The 12,842-nt window shown below is 70.3% G+C and carries 12 protein-coding genes; 5 read left to right on the forward strand and 7 right to left on the reverse strand.

The annotated features are described in order from the left end of the window. Positions 1-11 precede the first annotated feature (11 nt). Genes ASG32_RS22350 through ASG32_RS22370 form a run of 5 tightly spaced genes read left to right on the forward strand, consistent with a single transcriptional unit; the run spans position 12 to position 5,001 of the window. Entirely contained in the window at positions 12-1,169 is a 1,158-nt protein-coding gene (locus ASG32_RS22350; protein WP_020096111.1) for a CoA transferase, read from the forward strand. A gap of 10 nt (positions 1,170-1,179) precedes the next feature. Beyond that, positions 1,180-1,896, forward strand: a complete 717-nt coding sequence (locus ASG32_RS22355; protein WP_020096112.1) for an enoyl-CoA hydratase/isomerase family protein — start codon at positions 1,180-1,182, stop codon at positions 1,894-1,896. Between the two features lie 25 nt (positions 1,897-1,921). Next, complete coding sequence (locus tag ASG32_RS22360; protein WP_020096113.1) at positions 1,922-2,749, forward strand: CoA transferase; 828 nt, start codon at positions 1,922-1,924, stop codon at positions 2,747-2,749. Beyond that, a complete protein-coding gene (locus ASG32_RS22365) occupies positions 2,742-3,497 on the forward strand; it encodes a CoA-transferase (protein ID WP_020096114.1) in 756 nt (251 codons plus the stop codon). The genes ASG32_RS22360 and ASG32_RS22365 overlap by 8 nt, the downstream gene beginning before the upstream one ends. A 37-nt stretch (positions 3,498-3,534) precedes the next feature. Continuing rightward, the gene (locus tag ASG32_RS22370; RefSeq protein ID WP_234080787.1) at positions 3,535-5,001 is read left to right on the forward strand and encodes a class I adenylate-forming enzyme family protein; all 1,467 of its coding nucleotides are present in this window, start codon (positions 3,535-3,537) and stop codon (positions 4,999-5,001) included. Positions 5,002-5,314: 313 nt separating this feature from the next. Here the strand turns inward: ASG32_RS22370 and ASG32_RS22375 are convergent, their stop codons facing one another. The 7 genes from ASG32_RS22375 to ASG32_RS35830 form a co-directional block, all read right to left on the reverse strand. After that, entirely contained in the window at positions 5,315-6,763 is a 1,449-nt protein-coding gene (locus tag ASG32_RS22375) for a fatty acid--CoA ligase family protein (protein WP_244492111.1), read from the reverse strand. After that, a complete protein-coding gene (locus ASG32_RS22380) occupies positions 6,760-7,581 on the reverse strand; it encodes an enoyl-CoA hydratase-related protein (protein WP_020096117.1) in 822 nt (273 codons plus the stop codon). Before ASG32_RS22380 ends, ASG32_RS22375 begins: the two co-directional genes overlap by 4 nt. A 20-nt stretch (positions 7,582-7,601) precedes the next feature. After that, positions 7,602-8,837, reverse strand: coding sequence for an MFS transporter (locus ASG32_RS22385; protein WP_103985789.1), 1,236 nt, complete (start codon positions 8,835-8,837; stop codon positions 7,602-7,604). A gap of 12 nt (positions 8,838-8,849) precedes the next feature. After that, positions 8,850-10,070, reverse strand: coding sequence for an ABC transporter substrate-binding protein (locus ASG32_RS22390; protein ID WP_020096119.1), 1,221 nt, complete (start codon positions 10,068-10,070; stop codon positions 8,850-8,852). Positions 10,071-10,222: 152 nt separating this feature from the next. Continuing rightward, positions 10,223-11,206 (reverse strand): MDR family oxidoreductase, encoded by a 984-nt coding sequence (locus ASG32_RS22395; protein ID WP_056530844.1) that lies wholly within the window; start codon positions 11,204-11,206, stop codon positions 10,223-10,225. A 21-nt stretch (positions 11,207-11,227) separates the two neighbouring features. Continuing rightward, a complete protein-coding gene (locus ASG32_RS22400; RefSeq protein ID WP_026605400.1) occupies positions 11,228-11,872 on the reverse strand; it encodes a TetR/AcrR family transcriptional regulator in 645 nt (214 codons plus the stop codon). A 275-nt stretch (positions 11,873-12,147) separates the two neighbouring features. Further along, entirely contained in the window at positions 12,148-12,615 is a 468-nt protein-coding gene (locus tag ASG32_RS35830; protein WP_331327395.1) for a hypothetical protein, read from the reverse strand. Between the last annotated feature and the right edge of the window lie 227 nt (positions 12,616-12,842).

Raw genomic sequence — 12,842 nt, forward strand, 5'->3', positions numbered from 1 at the left:
GGAGTAGGCCCATGCGACCGCTGTCCGGTATCCGCGTGATCGAGTTCTGCAGTGTCGCGGCCGGGCCATTCTGCGCCATGCTGCTCGCCGACATGGGAGCCGACGTCATCAAGGTCGAGAATCCGGAGGGCGGCGACTCGATGCGGGCCTGGCCGCCCCTCAACGCGGGTTTCAGCGAGAACTTCGCCTCGCTCAACCGCAACAAGCGCTCTGTGACGCTGGACCTGAAGGATCCGGCCGACAAGGCGCGCGCCCTGGACCTGATCGGCTCTGCCGACGTGGTGCTGGAGAACAACCGCCCCGGCGTGATGAAGCGGCTCGGCCTCGACTACGTGCGCGTCAGCGCCGGGCGGCCCGGCCTGGTCTATTGCTCGATCTCAGCCTTCGGCCAGGAGGGGCCGCGCTCCGCCGAGGCCGGGTTCGACCTGACGCTCCAGGCGATGAGCGGCGTGATGAGCGTCACGGGCGAGCCCGGCGCGCCCCCGGTCAAGTGCGGCGTACCGATCTCGGATTTCGGCACCGGCCTCTACGCGGCCTACGCCATCGCGGCGGCGCTGCTCCAGGTGCGGGCGGGCGGACCCGGCGCACACATCGACGCCTCGATGTTCGGCGCCTCCCTGGCGATGGGGGCGCTCCAGACCAGCGAGTATTTCGGCAGCGGCCGCGACCCGAAGCGCCTGGGCTCGGCCCATCCGCGCAACGCCCCCTATCAGGCCTTCCGCGCCCAGGACGGGTACTTCGCCATGGCGGCGGGCAACGACGCCCTCTACCGCGCCGCCTGCGCGGCGATCGGGCGCGACGACCTCGCCGAGGATCCGCGCTTCGCCTCGACCGCCCTGCGGGCGCAGAACCAGGGCGAACTCCTGGCGATTCTGGAGCGCGACTTCGCCGACCTCACCTGCGCCGACCTGCTGGCCCGGTTCCGCGCCGCGGGCGTGCCCTGCGCACCGATCAACGGCTACGCCGACGCCCTGGCCGACCCGCAGGTCGCGCATATGGGCTGGGTCCAGCCGGTGACCCTGCCGTCCGGCGCTGAGACGCGCACCTTCGTGTCGCCGCTGAAGTTCTCAGGGGAGGGCTTCCCGATCTACCGGGAGCCGCCCGCCCTCGGGCAGCACAACGCCGAACTGTTCGGCGAGGCCGCGCCGGCTCGCGCGCGCACGGCTTGAGGGCGGCGCCATGGACGAACTCCTGAAAGAGCGCAGCGGCGACACGCTGACCCTGACGCTCAACCGCCCCGACAAGATGAACGCCCTGTCGGCCACCCTGGTCGACGCGCTGCTCGACGCCGTCGCGGCTGCGGCCGGCGACGGGACACGGCTCCTCGTGCTGAAGGGCGCGGGGCGCAACTTCAGCGCCGGGTTCGACTTCGGCGGCTACGCGGACCTGTCGGAGGGCGACCTGCTGCTCCGGTTCGTGCGGATCGAGCAGCTCCTCCAGGCGCTGGCCCACGCGCCGTTCGACACGCTGGCGCTCGCGCACGGGCGGAACTTCGGCGCCGGGGTCGACGTGATCTGCGCCTGCGGCCGGCGGGTCGGCGATCCGGCCGCCACCTTCCGCATGCCGGGCCTGTCCTTCGGGCTGGTGCTCGGCACGCGGCGCTACGCCGAGCGGGTCGGCGGCTCCAAGGCCCGGCTCGTCCTCCAGGAGGGGCGGGTCTTCGACGCCCCGGAGGCCCTGTCCGACGGGTTCCTCACCGCCGTCGCGGCGACCGACTCGTGGTTCGACACCGTCGCGGCCGCCTCGGAAGCGGCGACGCGGCTGTCTTCCTGGGCCGGGGCGGCCCTGAACCGCGCCGCCGCCCGCGACACCCGCGCGGACGACCTCGCCGACCTCGTCGCCTCGGCCGCGCGCCCGGGGCTGAAGGACCGGATCCGCGCCTACCGCGCGGCCTGACACACGCCCGATCGGAGGACGCCCCGTGAGCGCCGGAACCCAGAAGATCGTCCCCCTCGCAGACCTCGCAGCCCGCGTGCCGGACGGCAGCTCCCTGGCGCTCGGCGGCAGCTTCCTGCACCGCGGCCCCTTCGCGTTCGTGCGCGAGCTGATCCGCCAGGGCCGCCGCGACCTCGAAGTCGTCAAGCAGTCGCCCGGCTATGACATCGACATTCTCTGCCGCGCCGGCGCCCTGTCGCGGGCGAAGGCGGGGATCGTGGCCATGGAAGGCAATTTCGGCCTCGCGCCCTGGTACCGCCGGGCGATCGAGTCCGGCGAGGTCCGCCTGGAGGAGCACGCCTGCGCCAGCCTGACGGCGGGCCTGCGGGCGGCTGCCTTCGGCGTGCCGTTCATGCCCTGCGGCGGCATCCACGGCTCGGACCTGCCGGCGCTCAACGGCTGGAAGACGATCGAGGACCCCTACGGCAGCGGCGAGGCGGTCTACGCCATCCCGCGCATCCAGCCGGACTTCGCGGTGATCCAGGCCAACGAGGTCAGCGCGTCGGGGGACGTGCGCGTCTTCGGGACCTCGCACTGGGACCGGATCATGAGCCGCTCGGCCAAGCGCGTGCTCGTGGTGGCCGAGCGGGTCGCCCCGGACGCCTCCTTCCGCGACCAGCCCGAACTGACGCTGGTGCCCCACTTCCTCGTCGAGGCGTTGAGCATCGTGCCGAACGGGGCTTGGCCCGGCTCGCTCTGGCCGGATTACGAGATCGATTACCCGGCCGTGGAGGCCTACATGGCCGACGCCCCGGGCGTGCTCGCCGATCACCTCGCCGCCGGCCCCGAGGCCCGGGAGGCTGCCCATGTCTGAGGCGCCGTCCAACGCGATCGAGGCCTGGTCGGGCTTTTCCTACATCGTCACCAATCTCGCCCGGTTCGTGCGGCCGAACGAGATCACCTTCAGCGGCGTGAACTCGGCCCTGCCGATGCTGGCCTGCCTCCTGGCCAAGCAGGCCTATCCCTTCGCGTTCACCTACATCAACGTCGCCGGCGGCGTCGACCCGAACCCGTCGAAGGTGCCGATCTCGTCCTCCGACCCGGTCCTCGCCGAGGGCTCGCGGGCGATCTTCGCCAATGAGGATTTCTACGATCTCTGCACCCGCGGCCTGATGGACCTGTGCTTCCTGGGCGCCGCGCAGGTCGACGGGCTGGGCCGCACGAACGTCTCCTGCATCGGCGACTGGCACGCGCCGCGGGTGCGGCTGCCGGGCGGCGGCGGCGGCGCCGTGATGCTGCCCACCGCCCGCCGGGCGGTCACGTGGCGTACGGAACATTCCCGCCGCACCCTCGTCGAGACCCTCGACTTCGTCACCGCGGCCGGCGGCATGCACGGCGTGGTCACGCCGATCGCCGTCTTCACGAAGCGCGAGGGCCGGCTCGTGCTGGCCTCCTGGCATCCGGAGGCGAGCCTCGACGAGGTCCGGGACCGCACCGGCTTCGCGTTCTCGGCGGACGGTGCCGCCTCGACGCCTCCGCCGACCCCGGCGGAGCGGGCGGCGCTGGCGGTCCTCGACCCGGAGGGCCGGTTCGAGGCCGATGCGGGCATCCGCCTGCGCTGAGGCGCGGGGCAGACAGACGGGACAGGAGATCGCCGCCATGAGCGCTGCCATGCCGGACTCGATCAGCGCGCGGCTGCGCGCGGCCATCGCGGATCATGCGGGGACGGGCCGCACGGCGCTCTCGGGCTCCGACGTCGTATCCTATGCCGACCTCGGCGCGCGGATCGACGCCGCCGCGGGCGCAGTCCGGGACTGGGGTGCCGCCAAGGGTGACCGGGTCGGACTGATCGCGCCCAAGAGTGCGGCGGCCATCGTGGCCTACTTCGGGGCCATGCAGGCCGGCGCCTGCGTCTGCTTCCTGGAGCCGGGGCTCGCGCCGGAGGTGGTGGCCGAGCAGGCTGCGCTCGTCGGCATGCGGCATCTCATCGTCGCCCAGGTCGACGCCTCGCCCGTCGCTCTGACCGGCCTGGACGTCCGCGCACTGGACAGCCTCGCCGACGGCGCGGCCTTCGCGGCCGAGGTCAGCCCGCGGGATGAGGCCATGCTGCTTTTCACCTCGGGGAGCACCGGCCGGCCGAAGGGCGTGCTGCTGCGCCACGAAGGCCTGATCTGCAACGCCGCGGGCGTGCTCCGTCACACCGGTACGGGGCCTGCGGACCGGCTTCTCCACGTCATGCCACTTCATCACACGAACGGCATCAACAACCAGTTGATCGTGCCTCTCCTGGCCGGAGCCGAGATCGTGTTGATGGAGCGCTTCCAGGCCGAGGCCGCCCTCGACCGCCTGCGATCTGGCGGCATCACCTACATGACCGGCGTGCCGACGATCTACGCGCGGATGCTGCCCCTGCTGCGCCCCGGGGAGCGCTTCCCGGGCCTGCGCTTCCTGCGCTGCGGCTCGGCGCCGATCACCCCGACCCTGCATCGGCAGATCGAGGAGGCCTTCGGCGTGCCGCTCCTCGTCTCCTACGGCCTGTCGGAGGCGACCTGCACCTCGACCATGAACCCGCCGGGCCGGCGTCGCATCGGCACGATCGGGACCGTGCTCGCGGGCCAGAATGTGGACCTGTTCGATCCGGCCACGGATCGCCCGGTCGAGGCCGGCCGGGAAGGGGAGATCCGCATCTCCGGCCCGGCCCTGATGGCCGGCTATCTCGGCAGCGCGGACCAGCCGATCGTGGACGGCTGGCTGCGCACCGGTGATCTCGGCCGCTTCGACGCCGACGGCTTCCTCGCCATCACGGGGCGCATCAAGGACGTGATCATTCGCGGCGGCGAGAATATCTCGCCCGCGTTGATCGAGCGGCAACTCGCTGCCCATCCGGCCATCTGCGACTGTTGCGTGGTCGGCGCCCCCGACGCGGATCTCGGCGAGGTACCGGTGGCCTTCGTGGTGCTGCGGGAGGGCGAGGGCCTCGACGAGCCGGGGCTCAAGGATTTCGTACGGGGTTCCCTCGCGCGGATCTACGTGCCGGCGCAGATTCGCAGGCTTGACGTGCTGCCGGTCAACGGCGTCGGCAAGACCGACCGCAAGGCGCTGCGTAGCTTGTTGGCCGCTTCCTAGGACACATGTCTACGCGAACGGCAGCGCGTCTCACCGCCCCGCCTCGGTGTGGCGCACGTTCGCGGCCGACCCAGGCCAGAACCGGCTCCGACCTGATTGCATCAAGCCGGCAGCTCTGGATCCTTGTTGTACCACGCGTTTTTGCGACGAACCCGGATCCGCTTCGGCGGCATGCGCACCGGCGCCGGCAGGTCCACGTCGATCAGGACAGGGCGGACCGGCTCTCGAGCCGGAAGGGCGCTCGCGCGAATAGGCTCCCCGCGGTGCTGAGAGCGCGGACAAGACGATCGTGCGGACGGCCCCCCGTCCCAGCCTAGGAGCTCACTGGCGCGCCCTGCAGGTCGGCCGACGTCGTCTCCGCGTGGATCAGCGTGAGCGTACTGACCATCGCCCGGCTCGCCTTTCCGGTCGCGCCCGACGGCAGCGTGTCGCTGAAGACGATCACGTCCGGCACCTTGTAACGTTCGAGATGGGCCGATGCCCAGCGCCTGAGTTCGTCCGCCGACAGCGCGCGGTCAGGCTTCAGCACGACGACCGCGTGGATCGCCTCGCCGAGGCGCGGGTCGGGCACGCCGGCGCACAGGGCCGCCGCGATGTCCGGATGCGCGCACAGGGCGTTCTCGATCTCCAGGGGCGCGATCTTGTTGCCGCCCCGCGCGATGATCTCCTTCGAGCGCCCGACGAGCTCGACGTGACCGTCCTGGCGCAGGCGCGCGAGATCGCCTGTGCGGAAGTGGTCCGCCTCCAGCGCGGAGCGCGTGAGCTCGGCGCCGTCGAGATAGCCGAGCATGCCGCAGGCAGTTCGGATCCGCAGCTCGCCGGTCTCGCCCAGAGCGGCGAGCGCGCCGTCGTCGCGGACGATGCGGAACGACACGCCCTCGGTTGGCATGCCGATCGACCCAGCCTCCGAGACGTCCCGCGGTCGGTGACAGAAGTCGCAGGAGCCAGTCTCGGTCGAGCCATAGAGGTCGACGAGCTCGGCCTTCGGCCATCCGCCGCGGACTGCTTGCGTCAGCGACGGGCTGAGCGCCTCGCCGCCGGTCAGCACCGCCCGCAGACGGGGGGCCGGCGGGACACCGTCGGCCAGCAGGGCTCGCAGCATGGTCGGCACAGCGGCCAACACCGTCCCCTCCGCGGCGAGCAGGCCCTCGAGCGTCGCGGGCGTGAACTTCGGGACGAGGACGAGTCTCGCCTCAGAGCGGATCGCCAGGAGGCTCGCCCAGATCCCGAAGATGAAGGTCAGCTGGAGCGGCACCGCGACGACGTCGTCCGGGCGAAAGCCCAGCAGCCGGTCGAGGATCGCGAGCTTGCGCGCCAGGGCATCGTGTCCGAGAACCACGCCCTTCGGCACGCCGGTGCTGCCCGAGGTGAAGACCACGAGGGCGGCCCCGTCCAGGAGCGGCCGCACCGGCGGCGCATCCTCCGCGATCTTCTCCAAGCTGAGCCCGTCGGCCCGGAAGCGGGCACGCGTCGCCCGCTCGACCGCCGCGCGGGTGAGCGGTGCAGCGGCTCGGTGAACGGGCACCGCGACCGCGCCCGCCCGCCAGAGGCCGAGCAGCGTCCCGAGATCGAGCGCCCGGTTGCCGATGGTGAGGTGCACCGGCTCGTGCGGGCGCATGCCTGCCGCACGCAGCCGACCGGCGACCAGATCCGCGTGTGCACCGAGGTCGCGCCCCGTCATCCCGGGGCCGGAACTCTCGTCCACCCGGCTGCCTGGGCGGCCGAGCCCAGCGCCCAGGAGTTCCGCCAGCGCCCCGGTCACGATCCGGCTCCCGGGAAGCGGCTGTCGCGCCAGGCCAGTGCCGCCTTGAGGCCTTGCGACCGGGCGATGTCCATGAAGGCCCGCTTGTCCGGCGAGCCTTCGCCCTCGATCAGCAGGTCGATGTCGAGGGCCGTCTCCAGGGCCTCCAGCATGCCGCGCGCCTCGATCGACCGGTTGAGGGCCCGTTTCGTCTCCTTGACGAGGTTCGGGTCGATCGCCGCGATGTGCCGGGCAAGGCGCAGCGCGCTCGCGTCGAGCTCGGCAATCGGCACGACTCGGTTGACCATTCCGATCTCGTAGGCGCGCCGCGCCGGAATGCGGTCCTCGCCCGTGAGGATGATCTCCTTGGCGATCTTCGGGCCGACGATCCAGGGCAGGATCATCACCACGATACCGGCCCCGAACTTCAGCTCCGGCTCGCCGAAGAAGGCATCCTCGGCCGCCACGGTCACGTCGCAGGCCAACGCCAACTCGCAGGCGCCCGCGAGGCAGGGACCACGCACCGCCGCGATGGTCGGCTTCGGGCAGTGCCAGAAGCGCATCGGCACATCGAAATCCTTGCGCAGGATCGGGCGCCACTGGCTCACGCCTTCAGGGCGCAGCGCCATCTGATCCTTGAGATCGAAGCCCGACGAGAAGGCCGTGCCGGCCCCGCGCACGATCACGGCGCGCACCGCATCGTCGGCCTCGGCCGCGTCCATCGCCTGCGCGAGTTCGTCGAGCATGGTCGCGCTGATCGCGTTGGTGCGCTCCGGGCGGTTCAGGGTGATGCGTGCCACCGGCGCGAGCGTCTCGTAGGTGATCGTCTTGAAGGCCACGGGTGGCTTTCTCCTCGCTGTCACTTGCGTCCTCCCGCCAGCCGCTTGGCCTCGGGTAGGCGCCGCAGCCGCAGCATCGAAGCGAGACCCAGGAACGGCCCCACGGCCAGCAGCGCGAAGGCGAAGCGCCAGCCGAGGAATGTCCCGGCGAAGGCGATGAGCTGGATACTGACGAGCGTCAGGAGAAAGCCGAGGCAGGTCTGCACGGTGAGCATCGTGCCGATCAGCCTGCGGTCGCTCAGCTCGCTCACCGCCGCCGAGAACTGCGCCGAATCGGCGATCACCGCGACGCCCCAGAGCACGCCCACCGCCAGCACCGCCCAGGCAGGGCCGCCGAACAGGAAACCCACCGCGATGGCACAGCAGCCGCTGGCCAGCATCGAGGCGCCGGTGACCAGAGTGCGCCCGAGTCGATCGGCCGCCCAGCCGCCCAGCATCGCGCCGAACGCCCCGGCCGCCACCACCGCGAAGGCGGCCAGTTCCGGCGGGAACGGCGGCGCGTTGCCGTAACGCTCACGGAAGCTCGCCGCCATGAAGGCACCGATCCAGGCCCACATCGCGTAGAGCTCCCACATGTGGCCGAGATAGCCGAGATTGGCCAAGCGCACGCCGCGATTGCGCCACGCCTCCAGGGCGTTCTCCAAGCGCAGGGGCGGGGCCTCCGACCGGATCGGCCCGAGTTGCACGAAGCGGATCAGGGCCGCCGAGAGGAGGGCGCCCAACGCCGCACCGAGCACCGGCAGATGCCAGTCGAGCTGGCCGAGGGCCGCGACGAGGTGGGGCAGCGCCGAGCCGAGGGTGAGCGCGCCCACCAGAAGGCCGATCAGCAGCCCCAGGTCACCCACCGCCCAGGTCGCGGCGATCTTCATGCCGACCGGGTAGACGCCGGCCATGCAGGCCCCCGTCACGAAGCGCAGCAGCGGCACCATCGGCGAGGTCGGCGCGAAGGCCAGCATCAGGAGGTTGGCGAGACCGGCCGCGACGGCGCAGCCGCAGAACAGCCGGCGCAGGTCGAACCGGTCGGCCAGCCCCAGCAGCGCGCTGACCAGTGTGCCGGCGACGAACCCGGCCTGCACGCTGTTGGTGAGCAGGGCCTCCTGGAACGGGCTCAGCGTCCACTGCGTGCGGATCGCGCCGATCGAGGCGGTGGTGGCGAACCACGTCGCCATAGCCGCCACCTCGCTCAGGAGCAGCAGCCCGATCGCCATCCGCTTTGCGCTGATGGTCGCGCTGTCGGCCGCGTCAGGACGTGCCATGGCTAGGCTGCCTCACTTCGCGGCCGTATGGGCTACGAGGGGGCAGCCGCCGTCGGCCATGGGCCGGAACGCCTGGTCGCCGGGGATGGTGTCGACGAGCTTGTAGTAGTCGTACGGCCCCTTCGACTCGGACGGGTCCTTGACCTGGAACAGGTAGAGGTCGTGGATGGTGCGCCCGTCCGCGCGGATCGAGCCGTGGCCGAACAGCGGATCGTTTGTCGGCATCGCCTTCATCTGCGCGACGATGTCGGTGCCGCGATGCGCCTTGTCCTTGTCGAGGGCGGCGATCGCCTTCATCCAGTGGAGCATCGCCGCGTAGGTGCCGGCCTGGTTCATCGTCGGGTAACGGCCACCGTTGCGTGCCGCGAACCGCTTCGCCCAGGTCCGGGTGCCGTCATTGAGGTCCCAGTAGAACGCCTCGGTCAGAGTCAGGCCGTGGGCGACCTTCAGGCCGACTGAGTGGATGTCCGAGATGAAGGCGAGGAGCGCGACGAGCTTCTGGCCGCCGTCGGTGAGGCCGAACTCCGAGGCCTGCTTGATGGCGTTGATCGTGTCGCCGCCGGAATTGGCGAGCGCGACCACCTGCGCACCGCTGCCCTGGGCCTGGAGCAGGTAGGAGGAGAAGTCGGTGCTCTGGAACGGAGCCAGGACGTGTCCGAGGGACTTGCCGCCCGCCTTCGTCACGGCCTCGGTGGCGTCGCGCTCCAGAGCGTGACCGAACGCGTAATCCGTCGTGAGGAAGTACCAGGACTTTCCGCCCTGCTTGATCACGGCGCGCGCCGTGCTGTTGCCGAGAGCCCAGGTGTCGTAGGTCCAATGGACGTTGGTCCGGGTGCAGTTCTTCCCGGTCAGATCCGAGGACCCGGCGCTCGCGATCAGGAATGCCTTGTCCTTCTCGCTCGCGATGTTCGACACGGCCAGGGCGACCGAAGAGGTCGGTACGTCGACGATCGCGTCGACCTGGTCGACGTCGAACCAGCGTCGCACGATGGCCGCGCCGATATCGGGCTTGTTCTGATGGTCGGCCGAGAGAACCTCGACGCGGAAGCCTCTCACGTCCGGCTTGAAGTCCTCGACGGCCATGCGCGCGGCCTCGACGGAGCCCGGCCCCGCGATGTCGGCGTAGAGCCCGGACTGATCATTCAGCACGCCGATACGGAAGGTCGGCAGCGGGTCGGCCTGCACGGCGGACAGGCCGCCAAACAGGATCGCCAGCGCGAATACACCCTTCATGGTCTTTCCTCCATCGGTATGAACGGACTGTGTTTGTTTTTGTCAGTCCGGCGGCAGTGCCGCGTTCAGTATTAAGCCATCACACCCAAGTCTTCCCTGTATGATTTCCGTCTGTTCCGCAGTTGAACGGCGGCGAGAGGCGGCGAGAACGCCTAGCGATGCACGTCAACGACGACGCGGCCGCGCACCCGGCCCGACATCAGGCGTTCCGCGGTGGCCACAGCCTCTGTCAGGCCGATCTCCTCCGTGATCGCCTCGAGCTTGACCGGATCGAGGTCGTGGACCAGCCTGTTCCAGGCCTCGATCCGCTCAGGCCGCGGGCACATCACGCTGTCGATCCCGAGCAGGCTGACGCCGCGCAGGATGAAGGGGGCCACGCTCGCAGGCAGGTCCATCCCCTGAGCCAGACCGCAAGCCGTTACGACGCCCCGGTACTTCATGGCGGCGCAGACGTTCGCCAGCGTGTGGCTACCGACCACATCGACGGCCCCGGCCCAGCGCTCCCGGGCGAGCGGCCTGCCCGGATCCGAGAATGTCGCCCGATCCAGCACCTCCGCTGCGCCGAGGCGGCGCAGGTAATCGGCCTCCTCGGGACGGCCGCTCACCGCCACGACCGTGTAGCCGAGGCGCGACAGGAGAGCGACCGCCGTGCTGCCGACGCCACCGGCCGCGCCGGTGACGACGACCTCGCCCTTGTCGGGGGTGACGCCGTGGCGCTCGAGGGCGATCACGCACAGCATCGCCGTGTAACCGGCAGTGCCGATCGCCATCGCCTGCCGTGGCGTGAGCGCCTCCGGCAATGGCACCAGCCAGTCGCCCTTGAGCCGTGCGACTTGCGCCAGCCCACCCCAATGGGTCTCGCCGACGCCCCAGCCGTTGAGGACGACGCGGTCGCCGGCCTTGTAGTCGTGATGCCGGGATTCGCGGACGGTGCCGGCGATGTCGATGCCCGGCACCATCGGAAATTTGCGCACGACCGGGCCTTTCCCGGTGATCGCGAGCCCGTCCTTGTAGTTCAACGTCGAGTAGGCGACATCCACGGTGACGTCGCCCTCGGGGAGCTGCGCCTCGTCGATCTCACGTAGGCCGGCGCGGTAGCCCGCCTCATCCTTCTCGATCAGGATTGCCTTGAACATTCGGGGCACTCCATGGGGCGCTCAGCGCGTAAGACAGGTCAGGAATAGGGTGGCGAAGAGGTCGAGAGGCTCGGGGCTGCGCTCGAGCTTGGCGCGCAGGACCGCGCCTTCCCAGCCGATCCAGAAAAACGCCGCCAGCGCAGCGCAATCGGCATCCGCGGCGATCTGGCCGGCTGCCTGGGCGTCCCGGAGACAGCGCTCCGTCCGCGCCTGCCAGTCGAGGAGGACGCCATGCAGACGGTCCCGAAAGAGCTCGGGCAGGGCGCTCATCTCCTGCCCGAGATTGCCGACGACACAGCCGCGACGGAACTCGTAGCGTGCCATGCCGGCCTTCGCGTCGGCGACGAAGTTCCTGATGCGCTCGATCGGGGTCGTACTCTCATCGAGCAACCAGCGGTCGAGCTTGCGCGCGAAGTAGGCTGCGTACGCCTCGATCAGTTCGGCGCCGAAGACGTCCTTGCTCGCGAAATAGTGATAGAACGAACCTTTCGGCACACCCGCGGTGCGCAGGACCTCTTCGAGGCCGGTTGCCGAGTAGCCCTTCTCCGATAGCAGCGCGACGCCCACCCGGATCAAGGCCGCCCGCGACGTGCCGTAGGCCGGCTCAGGCCTAGGTGGCCGACCCCTCTTGCGCGCGGTGACAACCGAGACCGAATCGGACTGCATGAATTAGAAATAGACCGGTTGATTATTAAATGCAACGAGCCTGGGCGATCCTGTCAGACCGCGTTCCGCGCGCAGCTCTCAGGAGGACGAGCTGCGACGCGCCGAGATCCTGTCTTTCTGATCCAGTGGCGAAGGGTCGGTGCCGTCTCCCGATGCCGCAGGGCGAACGCACCGGAGCGCAAGGGGCGGTTGTCGGGGCCGGGCTTAGCTAGAGCTCGCCGGTCGTGGATGAGGCCGTTTGTGCATGGAACCGGAGAGGCGAGGGCGCTCTACTTTCAAATCCTTGCGCTGGCGAGGCCGAGCTGCCGGCAGGCCGGGCCGGTCAGCGCGGGACCCTCGGGGGCGATGAATAGGCCGGTCGTCGTGCGTCCGATTTCTTGGTGCCGCGGATGAGGCGGCAGCGCGGGGTCGTGGCCGGCTCCACTGTTCTTCGTTTCGATGCAGAAGATGGCACGGGCGCCGGTTGGGGCGGTGCCACGGATGACGACAAAGGCGGTGCGATCGGCAGTGAAGCGCGGGTCGCCGCGGCCGAGACGGAGTTCCCGGGATGGGTTGATGGATGAACAGCCGCCACCACGCGGCACCGGCAGTGCCGCAGAATGGGCATAAGCGGGGGAGCGGCACCGGCTGCACGGCAAGCGAGGCTCGGCGGCGGCGGGGGTGCCGTGGGAGCGGCGGCGGCCCTGTCCGAGGTCCGGGCGTGGGTCGAGTGGGGTTGGGTGCAATGGCGACCGGTGAGACACGCGCTCGACATGCGCAGCCGTGCGTCAAAGCGCCGTTCTGTCACCTGGGTTTGGGACGCGCTGCTGCCGGACCTTGGCCTTGAGCTAGGAAGTTGATCGACGATTTCGCGCCCGTCACGGCCATTCGGTGGCGTCAGCCGGCATCTCCGAAGCAGACATCAGCATAGATCGGCTCACCGGTCGCCATTGCACCTGCAGTGAGCCCCCCACAGCAGGAGCGCAACTGC

The organism is Methylobacterium sp. Leaf361, from assembly GCF_001424445.1.
Taxonomy (GTDB): Bacteria; Pseudomonadota; Alphaproteobacteria; order Rhizobiales; family Beijerinckiaceae; genus Methylobacterium.

Coding starts and splice junctions, on each gene's coding strand:
- ASG32_RS22350 (WP_020096111.1), top strand. CDS start 12: ATGCGACCGCTGTCCGGTATCCGCGTGATCGAGTTCTGCAGTGTCGCG.
- ASG32_RS22355 (WP_020096112.1), top strand. CDS start 1,180: ATGGACGAACTCCTGAAAGAGCGCAGCGGCGACACGCTGACCCTGACG.
- ASG32_RS22365 (WP_020096114.1), top strand. CDS start 2,742: ATGTCTGAGGCGCCGTCCAACGCGATCGAGGCCTGGTCGGGCTTTTCC.
- ASG32_RS22370 (WP_234080787.1), top strand. CDS start 3,535: ATGAGCGCTGCCATGCCGGACTCGATCAGCGCGCGGCTGCGCGCGGCC.
- ASG32_RS22385 (WP_103985789.1), bottom strand. CDS start 8,837: ATGGCACGTCCTGACGCGGCCGACAGCGCGACCATCAGCGCAAAGCGG.
- ASG32_RS22390 (WP_020096119.1), bottom strand. CDS start 10,070: ATGAAGGGTGTATTCGCGCTGGCGATCCTGTTTGGCGGCCTGTCCGCC.
- ASG32_RS22395 (WP_056530844.1), bottom strand. CDS start 11,206: ATGTTCAAGGCAATCCTGATCGAGAAGGATGAGGCGGGCTACCGCGCC.
- ASG32_RS22400 (WP_026605400.1), bottom strand. CDS start 11,872: ATGCAGTCCGATTCGGTCTCGGTTGTCACCGCGCGCAAGAGGGGTCGG.